Below are 16,826 nucleotides of genomic sequence, written 5' to 3' on the forward strand. Positions count from 1 at the left end.
GCCGGACGCGACCTCACGTCGGTGGCCACTCGGGCGGAAGGTCGAGCGCCGGATCGCCGCGAAGTATCGCGCGTTCCAGCCGCTGCAACTCCGGTCCTGGCTCGAGTCCGAATTCGTCGACGAGCCGGCTCCGCGCCAGCCGGTAGGCCGCCAGCGCCTCGGGGGCGCGGCCGGCACGGTACAGGGCGAGCATGAGGTGTGCGAGCAGTCGCTGCCGGTGCGGATGCTGCACGACGAGATCGGCGAGTTCGTCGATGAACTCCTCGTGCCGTCCGAGCCGCAGTTCCGCGCTCAGCCACTCCTCCAGGGCCGTCAACCGGGCTTCCTTCAGCCACCGGCACAGCTCTTCGACCCGCGGCGTCGTCACGTCGGCCAACGGGGGTCCGTGCCACAGGTCGAGCGCACGCCGCAACAGTGAAGCCTGGAGTTCCGGGTCGTGCGCCTCGGCACGGGCGGCGGTGAGCAGAGCGCGGAAGCGATGGGCGTCCACGGACATCGGGTCGGCCCGCAGGACGTACGCGGTCCCGCGGGTGGCGATCTTCATGCCTTCCTGATGCGCCCCGGCCATCGCCAATATGTTGCGCAGTTGCGAGACGCGGACATGGATCGCATGGCGCGCCGTGTGCGGCGGCGACTCGGGCCACGTCAGGTCGACCAGGAGGTCCACCGAAACGAGCCGGTTCACCTGCAACGCGAGCACCGCGAGCACAAGTCGCTGTTGGCGTGGTCCGAGATCGAGCGGCCGATCCCCCGTCCATGCCTCGACTTCGCCCAAGAGCCGGAACTCCACAGCTCCCCCTAGCTGCGCCAGGCTGTCTGCACCTCCTCCGCCACGCCGCGCAGGTCTCAGATCACCCCGTCTATTCTCTGCACCGAATCGATTAAGGACGATTATTCATGTTCTCCGTATTCCCACTTAAACCACCTTAACGATGGTTAACAGAGTCCAAGCTCAGCTGTCAATGCCGGGCCGAGCTGTGAACGCTGGAAGGCTGATTGGCTGGTCAATCAGTGCCATTCACCAGGGATCGGACATTTCCTTGTCATTCAGCGCGCGGGCAGGCCGATGACGAGCCGCGCCCCACGGGGCGCATCCTCGACGACTATCGACCCCTGGTGCGCCTCGATGATCTCCCTCGCGATGGCCAGACCAAGACCCGTGCCGCCGCTCTGCCGACTGCGGTCGTCGTCGAGTCGCGTGAATCGCGCGAAGATGCGCTCGCGGTCCTCGCTCGGTATCCCCGGCCCGTCGTCATGGACCACCAGGGTGACGCGGCGGTCGTCGCTGGTGAGCTCAACGCTGACCTGGGACGAGGCGTAGCGCTCGGCGTTGTCGAACACGTTACGTACCGCCCGCGTCAGGTCGTCGCGACGCCCGTCGACGGCGGCCGCCGAGACCGCACCGGTGTCGACGTGCAGCCTGCCGCCACCACGGATCCGGGCCGCTTCGGACAGCACTATGTCGTCGAGGTCGACCGGACGGGCTGCGGGGCGAGGGGCGCCGGCGTCCGCCCTGGCGAGGAACAGCAGGTCCCGGACCAGGCGTTCCATGCGACGGTTCGCCGCGAGCAGGTCGGCCGCGATGTCGTTCCAGTTGGTGCTGTCGGGGTGCGCGAGCGCGACCTCCAGGTCGGTGCGGGCCGCCGCGAGCGGGGTCTGCAGCTCGTGCGAGGCGTCCGCGACGAAGCGACGTTGCCGCTCGGCGGCCGCGTCCAACCGGTCGAGCATCATGTTCATGGTGTCCGCGAGGCGACTGATCTCGTCGTCCGTCGCGGGCACGGAGACACGCCTGGCGACTGACCGCTCGGAGATGTCGGCGACCTCGGCCCGAATGGCGTCCACCGGCCGCAGGGTGCGACCCACGACCGTCCACGTGGTGAGCGCCACGAGTGCCAGCAGCAGTGGAGCGCCGGTGGCCAGAGCGCCCTGGATGACCTCCACGGCGTCGTCGACGGGGGCGAGGCTCGCCGCCACGAAGACGGTCACCTGCCCTTCCGGCGTGGCGGTCCGCACCGCGACCAGTCGATAGCCGCCGCCCTCGCCGAAGGGAAGGCCGTCGACCGTGCGGGCCTCCGACCCCGCCCCGGACGGATGGAACCGGGCGAGAGACTGGTCGCGGCGCAGCCCGGCGGTGACGGACAGGACCCGGCCGGCGCCGTCCACGACCTGGGTGATGCTGCCGTCGTCATTGCCCTCGACGGCCAACTCGTCGGGGAGCATGCCCTGACGGGCCAGCGTCGCGACGTCGTCGGCACGCGTCTTCGCCAGGTCGTCGACCCGTTCGACGAGGGAATGGCGCAGGAACACCACCAGGCTGACGGCGGTGATCACGAGAGCGACACCGACGACGAGGGTGGCGGCCACGGTGGTGCGGGCGCGCACCGAGGTGAGGCGTACCCGGGACCGGTTGCGATCAGCCGCCATCGGGGTCCAGTCGGTAGCCGACGAGACGGATGGTCTGGATCGCGGACCGGCCGAACGGCTCGTCGATCTTTCTGCGCAGATGCCGGACGTAGACCTCGACGATGTTGGGGTCGCCGTCGAACGCGAAGTCCCAGACGTGGTCGAGGATGGTGCTCTTGGACAGCACCTCGCCCGCGCGCCGGATGAAGAACTCGAGGAGGGCGAACTGGCGAGGAGTGAGGGACAGCTCGGTGTCCCCCCGCCAGGCGCGGTGGGCGGCCGGGTCGAGCCGCAGGTCGCCCGCGTTCAGCGTGGCCGGGCGCTCCCGCGAGCCGCGACGCAGCAGCGCCCGCAGCCGGGCGACCAGGACCATGTAGGAGAACGGCTTGGACAGGTAGTCGTCGGCGCCCGTGTCGAGAGCTTCCGCCTCGTCGAGTTCGCCGTCCTTCGCCGTGAGCATGATTATCGGCGTCCAGTTCCCGGCCTCACGCAGTTCGGCGCAGACCTGGTAGCCGCTCTTGCCCGGAAGCATGATGTCGAGGACGACGACGTCGTAGTCGCCCTCGGTGGCCCGCCAGAGACCGTCGATGCCGTCGAGCGCGACGTCAACCGCGAACCCCTCGGCCTCCAACCCCCGCTTGATCGAGCGGGCGAGATGCTTGTCGTCCTCGACCACGAGGATGCGCATTTTCCGAGTGTGCCACCTGCCGGCTGACCGCCCGCTGAAGGCCGGCCGGCGCGGACACCGGCGTGGATTCACATTCAGCCGGCCTTCAGCCGGCCAGCCGTACATTCGCCGTGACGTCCTGAGGGGACGGACCGCGCGGTGGCACGGCGCCACCGCGCGCCGCAGGAACAGGGGGACGCCGATGGCCGGTGTGCAACTCGAGGCTGCGCGGCTCACCAAGCGGTTCGGGGACCGTACCGCCGTCGAGGAGCTGAGCTTCTCGGCACGACAGGGCGAGGTGGTGGGACTGCTCGGCCCGAACGGGGCGGGCAAGACGACCACGATCCGACTGCTCACCACGGTGCTCGCCCCGACGAGCGGGAGCTTCTCGGTGGCCGGCGTGCCCTGCACCCGGCCGAGCGAGATCCGGCGACGCGTGGGGGTGCTGCCCGAGAGCAGCGGTTACCCGGGGCACCAGACCGGGACGGCGTACCTGCGCTATCACGCGCGGCTGTACGGCCTGTCCCGCTCGGACGCCGAGCGGGTCGCCGGGCGGCTGCTGGCGGAGGTGGGCCTGGCCGAGCGGGCCTCGTCGCGTATCTCGACTTACAGCCGGGGCATGCGGCAGCGGCTGGGTATCGCCCGGGCACTGGTCAACGATCCCGCTGTCGTGTTTCTCGACGAACCGACGCTCGGGCTCGACCCCGCCGGGCAGCGCCAGGTGCTGGCGATCGTCCGCGACATCGCGGCGTGCAGGGGAGCCACCGTCATCCTCAGCACCCATGCCCTGCACGAGGTCGAGGAGGTCTGCACGAGCGTGCTGATCCTCCACCGGGGCACGGTCCGCACCTCGGGCACCGTCGGCGACGTCACGCGGGCCGTCGCCGCACAGCGGTACGCGCAGTTGCGGGTGCCACTCGAGCTGGTCGGCCGAGCCCGGGAAGCGCTCGCGGGCGTCGCCGGTCTGACCTTGGAGCCGGCCGACGAACGTCCCGACATCCTCAGGATTTCCCTGAACGAAGGACCGGCCACTCGGCAGGGTGGCCCAAACACGGGGATGAACGGCCCCCTCCGGGCGGTGCTGAGCGCCGACGTGCCGGTCCTGTCATTCGAGGTCGAGGGCGCGCGACTCAGCGACGCGTTCCTCGCCATGACGCGGGAGGGTGCGCAATGACGGGGACAGGTCTCATCGGGCGCGTCCGGGATGCCGGAGCCGGCGTAGGCCCCGTCGGCCGCCAGAGCCCCGGGTGGCAGGTCGTCGCCGAACAGGAGTGCCGCGACCTGTGGTGGAGCGGGCGGGGTCCCGGACTGGTCTTCGCATTCAGCGTCGTCCTGAGCGTCATGACCTACCTCGCCGGAACCGGTCAGGTGCTGAACTTCCTCGAGCAGCGGGAGGCCGTGAACCTCACGCTGCAGGTTGCGGTGGCGGTCGGTGTCCTCGTCACGCTCGTGGTCAGCGCCGACGCGATCAGCGGAGAGCGGGAGCGGGGAACGCTGGAGAGCCTGCTGCTCACCCCCGTCTCCCGCCGTGCCATCGTCGTCGGGAAGCTGGCGGCCGCGCTGTCGCTCTGGCTCGCGACCTTCGTCGTGAGCGTGCCCTATCTGTGGGTGCTCGGTCGCGGAGTGTCCCTCGTGGGGGCGGCGCTGCTGCTGGGCCTACTCGTCGGCACCCTGCTGGCGGTCGCGCTCGCCCTGCTGGGTCTGCTGATCAGCGCCGTGGGGAGTTCCAACAAGGTCAGCCTCGCGGTGAGCCTGTTCGTGCTGCTGGCGCTCTTCGCGCCGACCCAGCTGCCCGGTGGGACCCCGAAGGGCTGGTTCGGGGACCTTCTCGTGCGGCTCAACCCGGTCGACGCCTCGCTGCACTACCTGGCGGCGGTGCTCGTGACCGGGCACACCTGGACGCGGGATCTCTCCCTCCTGCTGTCCCCGCTTGTCACAGCTGTCCTGGCCGGAGGCGTTCTGGTTGCCGCCGGCCACCGGATCGTCCGCCTGCACGGAGGGGTGAGCGGAGAATGAAGACCGCTTTCGCGTTTGCCGGGCTGCTACTGGCGTTGACGGCTTCCCTCGGCCTGGCCGTTCCGGCGGCGGCTGCTCCGCCGCCACTGCCGGGCGCCGTCGAGGTCGTGTTGGACCAGGACCGGCTCAGCACCGTCGTGGGCGAGCGGTTGACGGTCGAGTCCCGCGTGGTCAACTCGGGCGACGCACCGACCGACCGGCTGGTGGCACACCTCAACGTCGCGAGCCTGGACGGCGTCTACGTCGACCTCGAGGACTGGTCGGCCGACGTGACCCGGGAGATGGCAGCGGTGCCGGCGGGCGGCAGCAGATCGCTGTCCTGGGAGTTCCAGGCCGTCAACACCGGCAGTTTCGACCTCTACGTCGTGCTCATGCCCAACGGCGCCTCGACAGCCGGCTCCGGCCCGCTGGTGGTGAGCCGGCCCGTGCACGTGACGGTGGCCGGAAAGCGGACTCTCACCGCAGCGGGCTCCCTGCCGGTCGCCATCGTCGTTCCGGTCCTGCTCGGCCTGGTGGCCGCGGCCGCCCGGTACCGCCTTCGGCGCACGGGCTGACGGCAGCGCCCCGGGCAACCTTCGTCGGCTCGTCTCCGTAGGATCGGCGCGCCGTCCGGCCGACCAGCCCGGACGGCCCACCGTCCTTCGAGGAGTTCGATGAGACCACTGCGCGTTTCTCGCGCGATCCAGGCCGGCGTCGCCACGATGGCCGCCCTGGGCGCGGTCACCGCCCTGCCCACCCCTGCCTCGGCCGACACCGGCTCAGGCTGGGTGAGCGGCTGGCTCGGCGACACCGCCGTCGGCGCGGCCGGCGCACCCGCCCGCACCGCCGCCCTCTCCGTCAGCAGCAGCACCGACGCCCTGCACCCGCGGACCACGTTCGACCTGGCCGGGCTGGCCGGCGTCGCCACCGCCACCTTCCCGGACTGGTGCGTCACCGACGCCAACTCGGTCACCTGCCCGATGCCCCCGGACGCCACCACGGACGAGTGGGGCACGGTCAACGGAACGATGCCGATCGTGCTCCGTGCCGCCCCGGGGGCCACCGACGGTGCCAGCGGCGCCATCAGCTACACCACCCTGGCCGACGGCCTCGACGGCTGGGCGCAGCAGGCGACCGTGACGGTGCACGCCGGACCGGACGCGATCGACCTGGTCGACCGGTACGTCGACAACGCCGGCACCGGCGACCGGCTGGCCATGCCGGTGGCGTTGGTGAGCTCCGGCGATCAGGCCGTGGACGGCCTGCGGATCACCCTGCGCTTCCCGGTGGGGCTGGAACCCGCCGCCTACCGCAACTGTCGGTACGGCACCGGCGACCAGCTGAGCACCATCGTTGTCTGCACCATCGACGACCAGCTCACCCCCGGCCGCCGCTACGAGGTGCCGGGCGGGTTCGCCACCACCGTCGGGGCGGCCGCGATCGGCGACAAGCGGATCATGCAGAGCGTGGCCCCCACCGCCACCGCGGGGCCGCTGCCCACCGGCGTGACGTTCGGCAAGCGGGACGCCGACCAGCCGCTGCGGCTGCGCCAGGTCGGCGACGCCGTGGACGTGATCGGCCCCGAGCACCAGTCCCCGTCCGGCCAGTACTTCCTGCGGGCGATCCATGGGGCGTACGACGTCGTCGCCCTGGGCACGGCGGCCACCGGTGTGCCCGGCGACACCGTCCAGGTCCAGGTCGGGCTGCGCAACGCCGGCCCCGGCGTGCCGGACGGCACCGTCTCTGGTGACAGCGCGGCGCGGCTCGTCTTCACGCCGCCGGCCGGCACGGCGGTGACCAGGTCCCCGTCGGGCTGCTGGCCGATCGGGGGCGACGAGGAGGCCACCGAGGAGACGGTGCCGAGCGGCTGGTACTGCACCAGGCCCGGTGGGGTCTTCCCGGCGGGCGAGACCTGGCTCCTCGACTTCGACCTGCGGGTCGACGGCCCGCTCGGGGCACCCGGCGAGGTCCGCCGCGCGGACGGCTACCCCCGGGTCGATGATGACCCGGCGAACGACGCCGCCCCGGTGACCATGAGCTGACCCGGAAAACACGCGACCGCCGGGAGCCATGCGGCTCCCGGCGGTCAGCGCGGACGGCTCAGTTGACGCCGGCGTAGGAGTGCAGGCCGGTGAAGAAGAAGTTGACCCCGAACAGGTTCATGAGCATGGTCAGGAAGCCCACGACGGCGATCCAGGTGGCCACGTTGCGCTTGACGCTCGGGGTCGCCCGGGCGTGCAGGTAGCCCGCGTAGACCACCCAGGAGATGAACGCCCAGGTCTCCTTCGGGTCCCAGCCCCAGGCGCGACCCCAGGCCGCCTCGGCCCAGATCGCCCCGGCGATCACCGCGAAGGTGAAGATCGGGAAGGCGAAGGCGTGCAGGGTGAAGGTCAGCCGCTCCAGCCCGGCCGCCGCCGGCAGCCGCCGGGCCAGGGTGTACGGGAAGCTCCGCTTCCCCCGCTCCCAGCCGGCCCGCATCAGGTACGCCACGGCGGGCACCACGCCCAGCAGGAAGATGCCGGAGGCGAAGATGATCGTCGACACGTGGATGATGAACCAGTAGGACTGGAGCGCCGGCATCAGCGGCACGACCTGCACGTAGAGCTTCAGCTCGGCGAACGCCAGCAGCAGCACCATGACCAGGGTGAGGAACAGCCCGAGCCGGCGCAGCGACGGCTGCTTCCAGAGCACCACGAGCCAGGCCGCCGCCCCGATCCAGGTGACCGTCAGGACGAACTCGTACATGTTGCCCCAGGGCATCCGCTCGGCGGCGATGCCCCGGGTGACCACCGCGCCCAGGTGCAGCGCGGCGGCGAGGGCGGTGATCCAGGCGGCGATCCGCCCGGCCAGCGCGGCCCGGGCGGCCGAACGTTCGGCCCGGGTCGCGGCCGCGGTGGCCGGGGTGGCCGGCTCCTCGACCGTCCCGCCGGGGCCGCCGACGCCGGCGCCGACCAGTTCCCGGGCCGGAGCGGCCACCGCCACCTTCCGAGCGTTGCCCAGGGCGTACTCGACGGCGTGGCTGATCATCGCGACCAGGTACGCCAGGATCGCGAACGTGACCAGCTGGTCGGAGAGTGCGGACATCACTCGTCTCCTTCTCGCGCCCGTTGGTCGTCCCGCCCGTCGTCGCCGACTGCGGCGACGAGCTGTGCGAACTCGTCGGCGAACCCTGGATGCTCGGTGCGCGGCAGCCCACCGGCCTCCACCAAACTACTACCGCTCGTCGGAGATCCACTGGCCGGGGGCGTCACCCGGAACCAGACCCGGCGCCGCCGGGCGAAGAGCGAGCCCATCAGGCCGAGAAGCAGGGTCGCGCAGGCGACCAGCATCATGGTCTGCCCGGGGGCGTGCCGCACCGAGATGGTGATGTACGGCTGGGTGCCCACGAACTCCAGCGTGCTGCCGTCGTCCAGGGTCCACTTCTCGCCGAGTCCCAGCTTCTTGTCGCCGATCTGCTTCAGCTTGCCGCTGCTGATCTGCCGCTGGTCGAGCTGATAGACCGACCCGGGGATGCCGGCGTCCAGCCCCAGGTTGCCCCGGTACGCGGCCAGCACCACCGCCGGGTTCCGCTCCGCGGGGAACTGGGACGCGACGAACGGCGCGCTGTCCGGGGCGGTGGGCAGGTAGAGCCCGTCGAAGGCGACCTGCTGGTCGGCGGCGCGCTGCCCGGTCTTCGGGTCGACGTTCGCGTCCGGGAACGCGGCGACCCCCTCTTCGGTGGCGTTCGCGTCGCCGGTCCGCAGGAACGGCGCCGTGCTGGTCTGGGTGCGGCCGTACTTGTCGGTGTACTTCAGGATCGGCGCGTACCCGTTGCCGAGCAGGTAGACGTTGGCCGAGCCGAGCCGCAGCGGCGAGTTGACCGAGAAGCCGGCGGTCCGCGTCGACCCGTCCGGCTGGTCCACCCTGACCGTGGCCCAGTAGCGGGACGCCTGGCCGGACGCCAGGTAATCCGCCTCGAACTTGTCCAGCGTGAGGCAGAACGGCGGCAGGTCGGCGCTGTCCACCCGCGGGCCGAGCGACGCCTCGGCGTACTGCTGCCGGGTGTTGCAGAAGGCGTTGTCGGCGCCGGACACCAGGATCCGGTTGCCGTGCCAGCCGTACCACGAGCCGAGCGCGACCCCGAGCAGGACGGCGACCAGCGAGACGTGGAAGAGCAGGTTGCCGGTCTCCTTGAGGTAGCCCTTCTCGGCCGAGACCTCGTTGCCGCGGACGGTGACCCGCCAGCGGCGCCGGCGCAGCACCGCTGCGATCGCCTCGGGGTCGGCGGCGGCCGGGGCCTCCAGCACCGCGTGCTGGGGCAGCCGCTCCAGGCGCTTCGGGGCCGCGGGCGGCCGCATCCGCAGCGCGCGGACGTGGTCGCGGGCCCGGGGCAGGATGCAGCCGACCAGCGAGGTGAAGAGCAGCAGGTAGATCGCGGAGAACCAGACCGAGCCGAAGACCTCGAACATGCCGATCTGGTCGAGCCGGGGCGCCAGGTCGGGGTGGTCGACGAAGTACTCGTTGACCTTCTCCGGGTTGACCCCGCGCTGCGGCAGCACCGAGCCGGGGATGGCGGCGATCGCCAGCAGGAAGAGCAGGATCAGCGCGGTGCGCATGCTGGTGAGCTGCCGCCACGAGTTGCGCAGCAGGGCGAGCGCCGGGTTGACCCGTCGCCGGGGCGCCCCGGCGGGCGGCGCGGCCGGCCGGTCGTCCACGGTCGTCATCAGATGCTCACCTCGCCCACGCCCACGTGCGTCTGCAACCAGATCACGAAGTCCTGCCAACCGCCGGTGACCAGCGCAACGCCGATCAGGATCAGCAGCGCGCCGCCGATCCGGGTGACCCAGCGGCTGTTGCGCCGGACGGCGCGGAACACCCCGAGCAGGCGGTGGAAGCCCAGCCCGAAGACGACGAACGGTACCCCCAGCCCGAGGCAGTACGCCACGGCGAGCAGCACCGCGCGGTCGGTGCGCCCGTCGACGGTGGCCATGCCGAGCACCGCGCCGAGCGTCGGCCCGGTGCACGGCAGCCAGCTCAGCGCGAAGACCGCACCGAGGACGGGAGCGCCGAGCAGCCCGGCGGCGGGGAGCCGCCGGATGCGGAACTCGCGCTGCATGCCGGGAATCACGCCGAGGTAGCCGAGCCCGAGCACCACCACCAGCGCGCCGATGACGATCTCCAGCGTGCGCTCGTACTGGAAGAGGAGCCTGCCCACGCCGGAGAAGAGGATCGCCGTGGCGGTGAAGACCGCGGTGAAGCCGGCGATGAAGAGCATGGTGCCGGCCAGCACCCGCCCCTTCACCGCGGCCGCGGGCCGGGCCGCCGGGGGCGCCGCGACCGCCACGCCGCCGCCGCTCGGCTCGTCCGGGACGGGTGCGGGGGTCGCCGTCCGGGCCCGACCCTCCAGGTCCGCCCCGGCCAGCCCGGTGACGTACGACAGGTAGCCGGGCATCAGCGGCAGGACGCACGGGGAGAGGAAGCTGACCAGCCCGGCGAGCGCCGCGGCCCCCACGGCCAGCAGGAGCGGGCCGGACTCGGCGAGCTGGCGGAACGTCTCGCCCATCAGCGTGATCCGGAGGCGGGCTGCTCGCCCGCGATCCGCTCGACGACGGGTTGCAGCTCGTCCCGGGTGACCGCCCGGCGGATCACCACGGCGACCCGGCCGTCCCGGTCCAGGACGACGGTCGCCGGCGTGGTGTTGGGCGGGATGTCGAAGTTGAGCGCCTGCCGGCTGGCCGGGTCGAAGAGGCTCGGGTAGGTGACCCGGCCCTCCTCGAAGGCGATCGCCTTGTCCTTGCTGTCCTGCACGTTGATGCCGAGGAAGCTCACCCCGGACGCCTTGGTGGCCTGGTAGGTGGCCTCCAGGTCGTCGACCTCGGCCCGGCACGGCGCGCACCAGGAACCCCAGAAGTTGACCACGACCACCTGGCCGCGGGCCTGGGAGATGTCGTAGCTGCCGCCGGTGAGCAGTTCACCGCTCACCTTCGGAGTCTTCGACCGCTGGTCGGGCGCGCAGGTGATGGTGACGCCGTCGCTCGCGCAGCGGCTCTCTTCGCTGCCGGAGGAGCAGCCGACCAGCGCCGTACCGGCGGTGACGGCGGCGAGCAGGGCGGCGGCGACCCTCCGGGTGAGCATCAGGCGCCCTTGGCCGTCCGGGCGGTCGGCGAGATCGCGATCAGGTGGGCCGCGGGCTCGGAGTAGCCGATGCCGACGATCTTGGCGCCGTCGAAGTGGAACGAGGTGAGGCTGGCCAGGCCGCACTGCCGCCTGCGCGGGTCGTGCCAGAGCCGCTTGCGCTCGACGTGCCGGCGCAGGGTCCAGATGGGGAGCTGGTGGGAGACGAGCACGGCCTCCCGCCCCTCGGCGGCGATCCGGGCGGCGTGCAGCGCGGCGAACATCCGCTCGGCGATCACCCGGTAGGCCTCGCCCCAGGACGGGGTGACCGGGTCGCGCAGCACCCACCAGTTGCGCGGGTCGCGGAACGAGCCGTCGCCCGGCGAGACCTTCTTGCCCTCGAACCAGTTCGCGCTCTCGATCAGCCGCTCGTCCACGCCGACCGGCAGGCCGAACTGCGCGGCGATCGGCTCGGCGGTCTGGTGGGCGCGCTCGAGCGGGCTGGCCACCACGTGCACGATCGTCCGCTCGGCGAGCGCCTGGGCGGCCGCCTTGGCCATCTGGACGCCCAGCTCGGAGAGGCGGAAGCCGGGCAGCCGGCCGTAGAGGATGCCGTCCGGGTTGTACACCTCGCCGTGCCGCAGCACGTGCACCACCGTCTCGCTCACGATTAGTCCCCCCCGTGTCCTGCCGCTGCCGCCGCGTTCGCCGCTCCCGGCAGGGCCGCGGCGATCTGCTCCAGGGCGGCGTCGTCGATCGCCACCGACACGAACCACGACTCGAACGCGCTCGGCGGCAGGTAGACGCCGGCGGCGAGCATGGCGTGGAAGAACGCCTTGAACGCGGGCACCTGCTGCGTGCGGGCGCTGTCGTAGTCGGCCACGTCGGCGTCGGTGAAGAAGATCGAGAACATGTTGCCCGCGTACGACAGGCGGTGCGGGACCCCGGCGGCGGCCAGCGCCTCGGTGGCGAGCTTGCCCACGGCGGCGGCCGTCTCGTCGAGCCGGCGGTAGAGCGCGTCGTCGGCGAGCCGCAGCGTGGCCAGGCCGGCGGCGCAGGCGAGGGGGTTACCGGAGAGCGTGCCGGCTTGGTAGACCGGGCCGGCCGGGGCCAGCCTCGCCATGATCTCCGCGCGCCCGCCGAACGCCGCGGCGGGCAGGCCGCCGCCCATGACCTTCCCGTACGTCCACAGGTCAGCGTCCGACGGGTCGAGGCCGTGCCAGCCGGCGCGGGAGACCCGGAACCCGGTCATCACCTCGTCGACGATCAGCAGCGCGCCGTGCGCGTGGGCGATCCGGGCGAGCTGCTGGTTGAACTCGTCGCGGGGGGCGATCACGCCCATGTTGCCGGCGGCCGCCTCGGTGATGACCGCCGCGATGTGCGGGCCCTCGGCGGCGAAGACCTCCTCGACGGCGCGCAGGTCGTTGTAGGGCAGCACGATGGTGTCGCCGGCGGCCGCACCGGTCACGCCGGGCGAGTCGGGCAGGCCGAAGGTGGCCACACCCGAGCCGGCGGCGGCCAGCAGCGCGTCGGAGTGGCCGTGGTAGCAGCCGGAGAACTTGACGATCTTGGCGCGGCCGGTGAAACCGCGGGCCAGCCGGATCGCCGACATGGTCGCCTCGGTGCCCGAGTTGACCAGGCGGACCTGCTCAACGGGGGTACGCGCGACGATTTCCGCGGCCAGGTCGACCTCGCCCGGGGTCGGGGTGCCGAAACTGGTGCCGAGGGCCGCGGCCTCGCGCAGCGCCTCGACCACCGCCGGGTGGGCGTGACCGAGGATCAGCGGGCCCCAGGAGCAGACCAGGTCGACATAGCGGCGACCGTCGGCGTCGAAGAGCCAGGGACCCTCCCCCCGGACCATGAAGCGCGGGGTGCCGCCGACGGCACGGAACGCGCGCACGGGGGAGTTGACCCCGCCGGGCACGATGGCCTTGGCGCGGTCGAACAGGGCCTCGGAGGCCGGTGCGTCGGCCGGGTAGCGGCCGGATCCGGCGGAAAAGGTATCGGTCACGATGCCGCCATTGTGTCAGCGCCAAGTGGCTGATCGGCAGGCACCCCGCATCGGGGGTTACCCGGCTCACGCCCTCGTCCGTTCGGCGTGGCGCAGCGACCGGCGGGTCGCTCGACGGGCCCGTTGGTCGAGATCGCGATAGGCTGACCGGGTGGATCGTGCCGAACTGTCCATCACGCTACACCGGACGGGTGACGAAGCGGTGCTTCGCCTCGCCGGTGAGATCGACATGCTCACGGCCGCCCAGCTGTCGACGGTCGTCAACGAGGTGCTGGCCGACCCCCCGCCGCGCATCGTGCTCGACCTGGGCGGCGTCACCTTCTGCGACTCGCAGGGGCTCGGCACCCTCGTGGTGCTCAGCCGCAAGGCCAGCCACGCCCAGAGCCTGCTGGTCCTGAGCAACGTCGGCGACTTCCTCCTCCGGGTCCTGGACATCACCGGCCTACGAAGCGCCCTGATGATCCGCAACGAAACGGCCCCCTGAGGCCCCCCTTTCGCGTTGATCATGAAATTGGCGGCGATGTGGATCTCCACAAGTGCCGCCAACTTCATGATCGACGGGCCGGGGGTCAGGTGATGGGGACGTCGCGGCGGCGGAAGGCCGTCAGGCCGGTTGCCGCCAGGGCCAGGGCGACGGCGGCGAGGGCCCAGAGGGGGGTGGCGCTCCAGGTGTCGCGGAGGACCTGGGGGGTGTGCGTGAACGGGGAGAGGTCCAGCAGCCACTGGTCGAGTTCGAGCACCGCGCCGAGCTGGCCGAGCAGCACGCAGACCGCCAGCACTGCCCAGGCCACCGGGGCGAGCCGGGGCAGCAGGCCGTAGAGCAGCACGGCGAGCCCGGCCAGCACCCAGGCGGCCGGCACCTGGGCCAGCCCGGCGCCGAGCATCCGCGGCAGTTCCCGGGGCACGTCCCCCACGCTGAGCCCGTACGTCAGGCCGGTGGCCAGGCCGGTCACGGCGAGCACCACGACCGGGCCGACCAGCGCGAACACCACGTGCGACAGCAGCCAGGTGGAACGGTGCGTGCCGGTGGCGAGCACCGGTTCGGCGTGCCCGGCGGACTCCTCGGCGCGCATCCGCAGCGCGGCCTGAATGCCGTAGCCGGCCGCGGCCAGCCCGGCCAGGCTGAGCGTGGCGCCCAAGTAGGCGTCGGCCAGGCCGGAGGCCCCGCCGATCCGGGCCATGATCTGCTCCAGCTGCGGGTTCCCCTCGACCGAGCGGCCGGCCGCCTCCGCGGCGCCGCCGAGGATCAGCCCGAGCAGGCCGAAGCCGACCGACCACCAGAGGATCTGCCCCCGGTGCAGCCGCCAGGCCAGCCCGAACGGGCCGGCGAGCCCCCGGCCCGCGGTGGCCGGCCCGAGCCGGGGCGGCAGCACCCCGGCGCCCAGGTCGCGACGCACCGAGACCGGGTACGCGACCGCGGCGAGCAGCGCCGACGCGACCAGCGGCAGCGCCAACACCCACCAGCGCTCCCCCTCGAAGGGCCGGATCCGGGGCGCCCACCCCAGCGGGGAGAGCCAGCTCGGCCAGTCGTTGCTGGCGGTGTCCCCGACCATCCGCAGCGCGAACGCGGCGCCGAGGACGGCGATCCCGATGCCGCGGGCGCCGCCCGCCGTCTCGGTGAGCTGGGCGGCCAACCCGCCGAGCGTGGCGAACACCACGCCGGTCAGCGCGGCGCCGAGGCCGTACGCGAACGAGCCGGCGGCCGGCAGCCCGGTGGACGCCAGGCCGGCGGCGGTGAGCAGGCCGAGCAGCAGATCGGCCGCGTACGTGACGAGCAGCGCCGCGGTCAGCCCGGCGTGCCGGCCGAGCACCCCGCCGCCGAGCAGCTCCCGCCGGCCGGCCTCCTCCTCGACGCGGGTGTGCCGGATCACCGTGAGCAGGCTGGCCAGCGCCACGATGACCAGCAGGAAGCCGCCGCGCTGGGCGGTCAGCGCGCCGACGCTCTCCCCGTAGACCGGGCCGAGCAGCGCGACGATGGAGGGGTTGCGGGCGGTGCCGGCGGCGTACGCGGCCCGCTCGGCGTCGGTGGGGAACAGCTCGAAGAAGCTGGTCGCGTACGTCATCGGCAGCACGGCGAGGACCAGCACCCAGAGCGGGAGCAGGACCCGGTCCCGGCGCAGGATGAGCCGGGCCAGGTGACGGGTTCCGGTGAGAGCACTCATCGGGTCAGCTCCTCGGGGACCGCCTCGTAGTGCCGCAGGAACAGCTCCTCCAGCGTCGGCGGCGTGCTGACCAGGCTGCGTACGCCCAGCTCGGTGAGGCGCCGCAGGGCGGCGTCCAGCGCGGCCGAGTCCACGTCGAAGCGCACCCGGTTGCCGTCCACCCGCAGGTCGTGCACGCCAGGCAGGTCGGCCAGCCCGTCGAGCGGGGCGGCCACCTCGGCGTCGATCGAGGTGCGGTGCAGGTGGCGCAGCTCGGTGAGGGTGCCGGACTCGACGGCCCGGCCGTTCCGGATGATCGTCACCCGGTCGCAGAGCGCCTCCACCTCGGCCAGGATGTGGCTGGAGAGCAGCACGGTGCGGCCGTCCTGCTTGGCCCGGCGTACCCAGTGCTGGAAGACCTCCTCCATGAGCGGGTCGAGCCCGGAGGTGGGCTCGTCGAGGATGAGCAGCTCGACGTCGGAGGCGAGCGCGGCCACCAGGCCGACCTTCTGCCGGTTGCCCTTGGAGTAGGCGCGGCCCTTCTTGCGCGGGTCCAGCTCGAAGGACTCCAGCAGCTCGGCCCGGCGCTTCGGGTCGAGCCCGCCGCGCAGCCGGCCGAGCAGGTCGATCACCTCGCCGCCGCTCAGGTTGGGCCAGAGGGTGACGTCACCGGGCACGTACGCGAGCCGGCGGTGCAGGGCGACGGCGTCCCGCCAGGGGTCGCCGCCGAGCAGTCGGACCGCCCCCGCGTCCGCCCGCAGCAGACCGAGCAGCACCCGGATGGTGGTCGACTTGCCCGAGCCGTTGGGGCCCAGGAAGCCGTGCACCTCGCCGGCGCGGACGGTCAGGTCGAGTCCGTCGAGGGCTCGGGTCCGGCCGAAGGTCTTCACCAGGCCGGACACCTCAATGGGAGTTTCCATACTTCGGAAGCTACGCTGGTTTCACAAAGTTGTGAAGACTGTGAGATCTGAGAGACAATCGGATGCGATGAGCACCGAGGAGATGACGCCGATGACCACGCCACCCCGCCCCGACGAGGAGGAGGTCCACCTCTTCGTCGAACGGATGGCGATGGCCTTCGCGGACGTCGGCTTCCCCCGGATGGCCGGCCGGGTGCTGTTCACCGTGATGAGCGCGGACGAGCCGCTGACCGCCGCCGAGATCGGCGAGCGGCTGGGGGTCAGCGCGGCGGCGGTCTCCGGCGCCGTGCGCTACCTGACCCAGTTCGCCATGCTGGTCCGCGAGCCGGTCAAGGGCTCCCGCCGGGACCGCTACCGGATGCCGGCCAACGCCTGGTACGAGGCCACCATCACCAAGACGGGCCTCTACAAGAACTTCATCGACATCGCCAACGGCGGGGTGGACGCGCTGCACGGGCGGAACACGCCGGCGGGAGAGCGGGTGGCCGAGATGCGGGACTTCTTCCTCTTCGTACAGGAGGAGATCGACGCCCTCGGCGAACGGTGGCAGGCCCGGCGCGCCGCGACGGGACGCGGCGACCGGGCCGGCGCCTGAG

Annotated in this window: 17 protein-coding genes; 6 read left to right on the top strand and 11 right to left on the bottom strand. The window is 72.3% G+C overall.

Going from position 1 to position 16,826, the window contains the following annotated elements:
* Nucleotides 1–13: 13 nt before the first annotated feature.
* From ABZV78_RS13465 to ABZV78_RS13475, 3 genes are all read right to left on the bottom strand, one after another.
* The gene (locus tag ABZV78_RS13465; protein ID WP_355638291.1) at nucleotides 14–790 is read right to left on the bottom strand and encodes an AfsR/SARP family transcriptional regulator; all 777 of its coding nucleotides are present in this window, start codon (nucleotides 788–790) and stop codon (nucleotides 14–16) included.
* A gap of 257 nt (nucleotides 791–1,047) precedes the next feature.
* Nucleotides 1,048–2,364, bottom strand: coding sequence for a HAMP domain-containing sensor histidine kinase (locus tag ABZV78_RS13470; protein WP_355638293.1), 1,317 nt, complete (start codon nucleotides 2,362–2,364; stop codon nucleotides 1,048–1,050).
* Nucleotides 2,365–2,413: 49 nt separating this feature from the next.
* Nucleotides 2,414–3,091: a response regulator transcription factor gene (locus ABZV78_RS13475; RefSeq protein WP_355638295.1), complete on the bottom strand. Its 678-nt coding sequence runs from the start codon at nucleotides 3,089–3,091 to the stop codon at nucleotides 2,414–2,416.
* 181 nt (nucleotides 3,092–3,272) lie between these two features.
* Between ABZV78_RS13475 and ABZV78_RS13480 the strand changes: the two genes are divergently transcribed.
* From ABZV78_RS13480 to ABZV78_RS13495, 4 genes are all read left to right on the top strand, one after another.
* The gene (locus ABZV78_RS13480) at nucleotides 3,273–4,244 is read left to right on the top strand and encodes an ABC transporter ATP-binding protein (RefSeq protein ID WP_355638297.1); all 972 of its coding nucleotides are present in this window, start codon (nucleotides 3,273–3,275) and stop codon (nucleotides 4,242–4,244) included.
* Nucleotides 4,241–5,086: an ABC transporter permease subunit gene (locus ABZV78_RS13485; RefSeq protein ID WP_355638299.1), complete on the top strand. Its 846-nt coding sequence runs from the start codon at nucleotides 4,241–4,243 to the stop codon at nucleotides 5,084–5,086. Before ABZV78_RS13480 ends, ABZV78_RS13485 begins: the two co-directional genes overlap by 4 nt.
* Entirely contained in the window at nucleotides 5,083–5,640 is a 558-nt protein-coding gene (locus tag ABZV78_RS13490) for a hypothetical protein (protein ID WP_355638301.1), read from the top strand. Before ABZV78_RS13485 ends, ABZV78_RS13490 begins: the two co-directional genes overlap by 4 nt.
* Before the next feature lie 99 nt (nucleotides 5,641–5,739).
* Nucleotides 5,740–7,107, top strand: coding sequence for a hypothetical protein (locus ABZV78_RS13495; RefSeq protein ID WP_355638303.1), 1,368 nt, complete (start codon nucleotides 5,740–5,742; stop codon nucleotides 7,105–7,107).
* A 58-nt stretch (nucleotides 7,108–7,165) separates the two neighbouring features.
* On the opposite strand, the gene ccsB is transcribed toward ABZV78_RS13495, so the two are convergent.
* From ccsB to hemL, 6 genes are read right to left on the bottom strand one after another with little or no spacing between them, the layout of a single operon-like run.
* Nucleotides 7,166–8,149, bottom strand: a complete 984-nt coding sequence (gene ccsB / locus ABZV78_RS13500; protein ID WP_355638305.1) for a c-type cytochrome biogenesis protein CcsB — start codon at nucleotides 8,147–8,149, stop codon at nucleotides 7,166–7,168.
* Entirely contained in the window at nucleotides 8,149–9,768 is a 1,620-nt protein-coding gene (locus tag ABZV78_RS13505) for a cytochrome c biogenesis protein ResB (protein WP_355638307.1), read from the bottom strand. The genes ccsB and ABZV78_RS13505 overlap by 1 nt, the downstream gene beginning before the upstream one ends.
* Nucleotides 9,768–10,607, bottom strand: coding sequence for a cytochrome c biogenesis protein CcdA (locus ABZV78_RS13510; protein WP_355638309.1), 840 nt, complete (start codon nucleotides 10,605–10,607; stop codon nucleotides 9,768–9,770). Before ABZV78_RS13510 ends, ABZV78_RS13505 begins: the two co-directional genes overlap by 1 nt.
* On the bottom strand, nucleotides 10,607–11,179 hold the full coding sequence (locus ABZV78_RS13515; protein WP_355638311.1) for a TlpA disulfide reductase family protein: 573 nt from the start codon (nucleotides 11,177–11,179) through the stop codon (nucleotides 10,607–10,609). The genes ABZV78_RS13510 and ABZV78_RS13515 overlap by 1 nt, the downstream gene beginning before the upstream one ends.
* A complete protein-coding gene (locus ABZV78_RS13520; RefSeq protein ID WP_355638313.1) occupies nucleotides 11,179–11,826 on the bottom strand; it encodes a histidine phosphatase family protein in 648 nt (215 codons plus the stop codon). The genes ABZV78_RS13515 and ABZV78_RS13520 overlap by 1 nt, the downstream gene beginning before the upstream one ends.
* Nucleotides 11,827–11,828: 2 nt before the next feature.
* On the bottom strand, nucleotides 11,829–13,169 hold the full coding sequence (gene hemL, locus ABZV78_RS13525) for a glutamate-1-semialdehyde 2,1-aminomutase (RefSeq protein WP_355638315.1): 1,341 nt from the start codon (nucleotides 13,167–13,169) through the stop codon (nucleotides 11,829–11,831).
* A 151-nt stretch (nucleotides 13,170–13,320) separates the two neighbouring features.
* Here hemL and ABZV78_RS13530 point away from each other — a divergent pair, with 151 nt between their 5' ends.
* Entirely contained in the window at nucleotides 13,321–13,653 is a 333-nt protein-coding gene (locus tag ABZV78_RS13530; protein WP_091261368.1) for an STAS domain-containing protein, read from the top strand.
* 85 nt (nucleotides 13,654–13,738) lie between these two features.
* Here the strand turns inward: ABZV78_RS13530 and ABZV78_RS13535 are convergent, their stop codons facing one another.
* Together ABZV78_RS13535 and ABZV78_RS13540 are read right to left on the bottom strand one after the other, a co-directional pair.
* The gene (locus ABZV78_RS13535; protein ID WP_355638317.1) at nucleotides 13,739–15,331 is read right to left on the bottom strand and encodes an ABC transporter permease; all 1,593 of its coding nucleotides are present in this window, start codon (nucleotides 15,329–15,331) and stop codon (nucleotides 13,739–13,741) included.
* On the bottom strand, nucleotides 15,328–16,230 hold the full coding sequence (locus ABZV78_RS13540; RefSeq protein WP_189193362.1) for an ABC transporter ATP-binding protein: 903 nt from the start codon (nucleotides 16,228–16,230) through the stop codon (nucleotides 15,328–15,330). The genes ABZV78_RS13535 and ABZV78_RS13540 overlap by 4 nt, the downstream gene beginning before the upstream one ends.
* 67 nt (nucleotides 16,231–16,297) lie before the next feature.
* Here ABZV78_RS13540 and ABZV78_RS13545 point away from each other — a divergent pair, with 67 nt between their 5' ends.
* On the top strand, nucleotides 16,298–16,825 hold the full coding sequence (locus ABZV78_RS13545; protein ID WP_355638319.1) for a MarR family transcriptional regulator: 528 nt from the start codon (nucleotides 16,298–16,300) through the stop codon (nucleotides 16,823–16,825).
* Nucleotide 16,826 lies beyond the last annotated feature (1 nt).

This window comes from Micromonospora sp. NPDC004540 (assembly GCF_040610095.1).
Lineage (GTDB): Bacteria > Actinomycetota > Actinomycetes > Mycobacteriales > Micromonosporaceae > Micromonospora.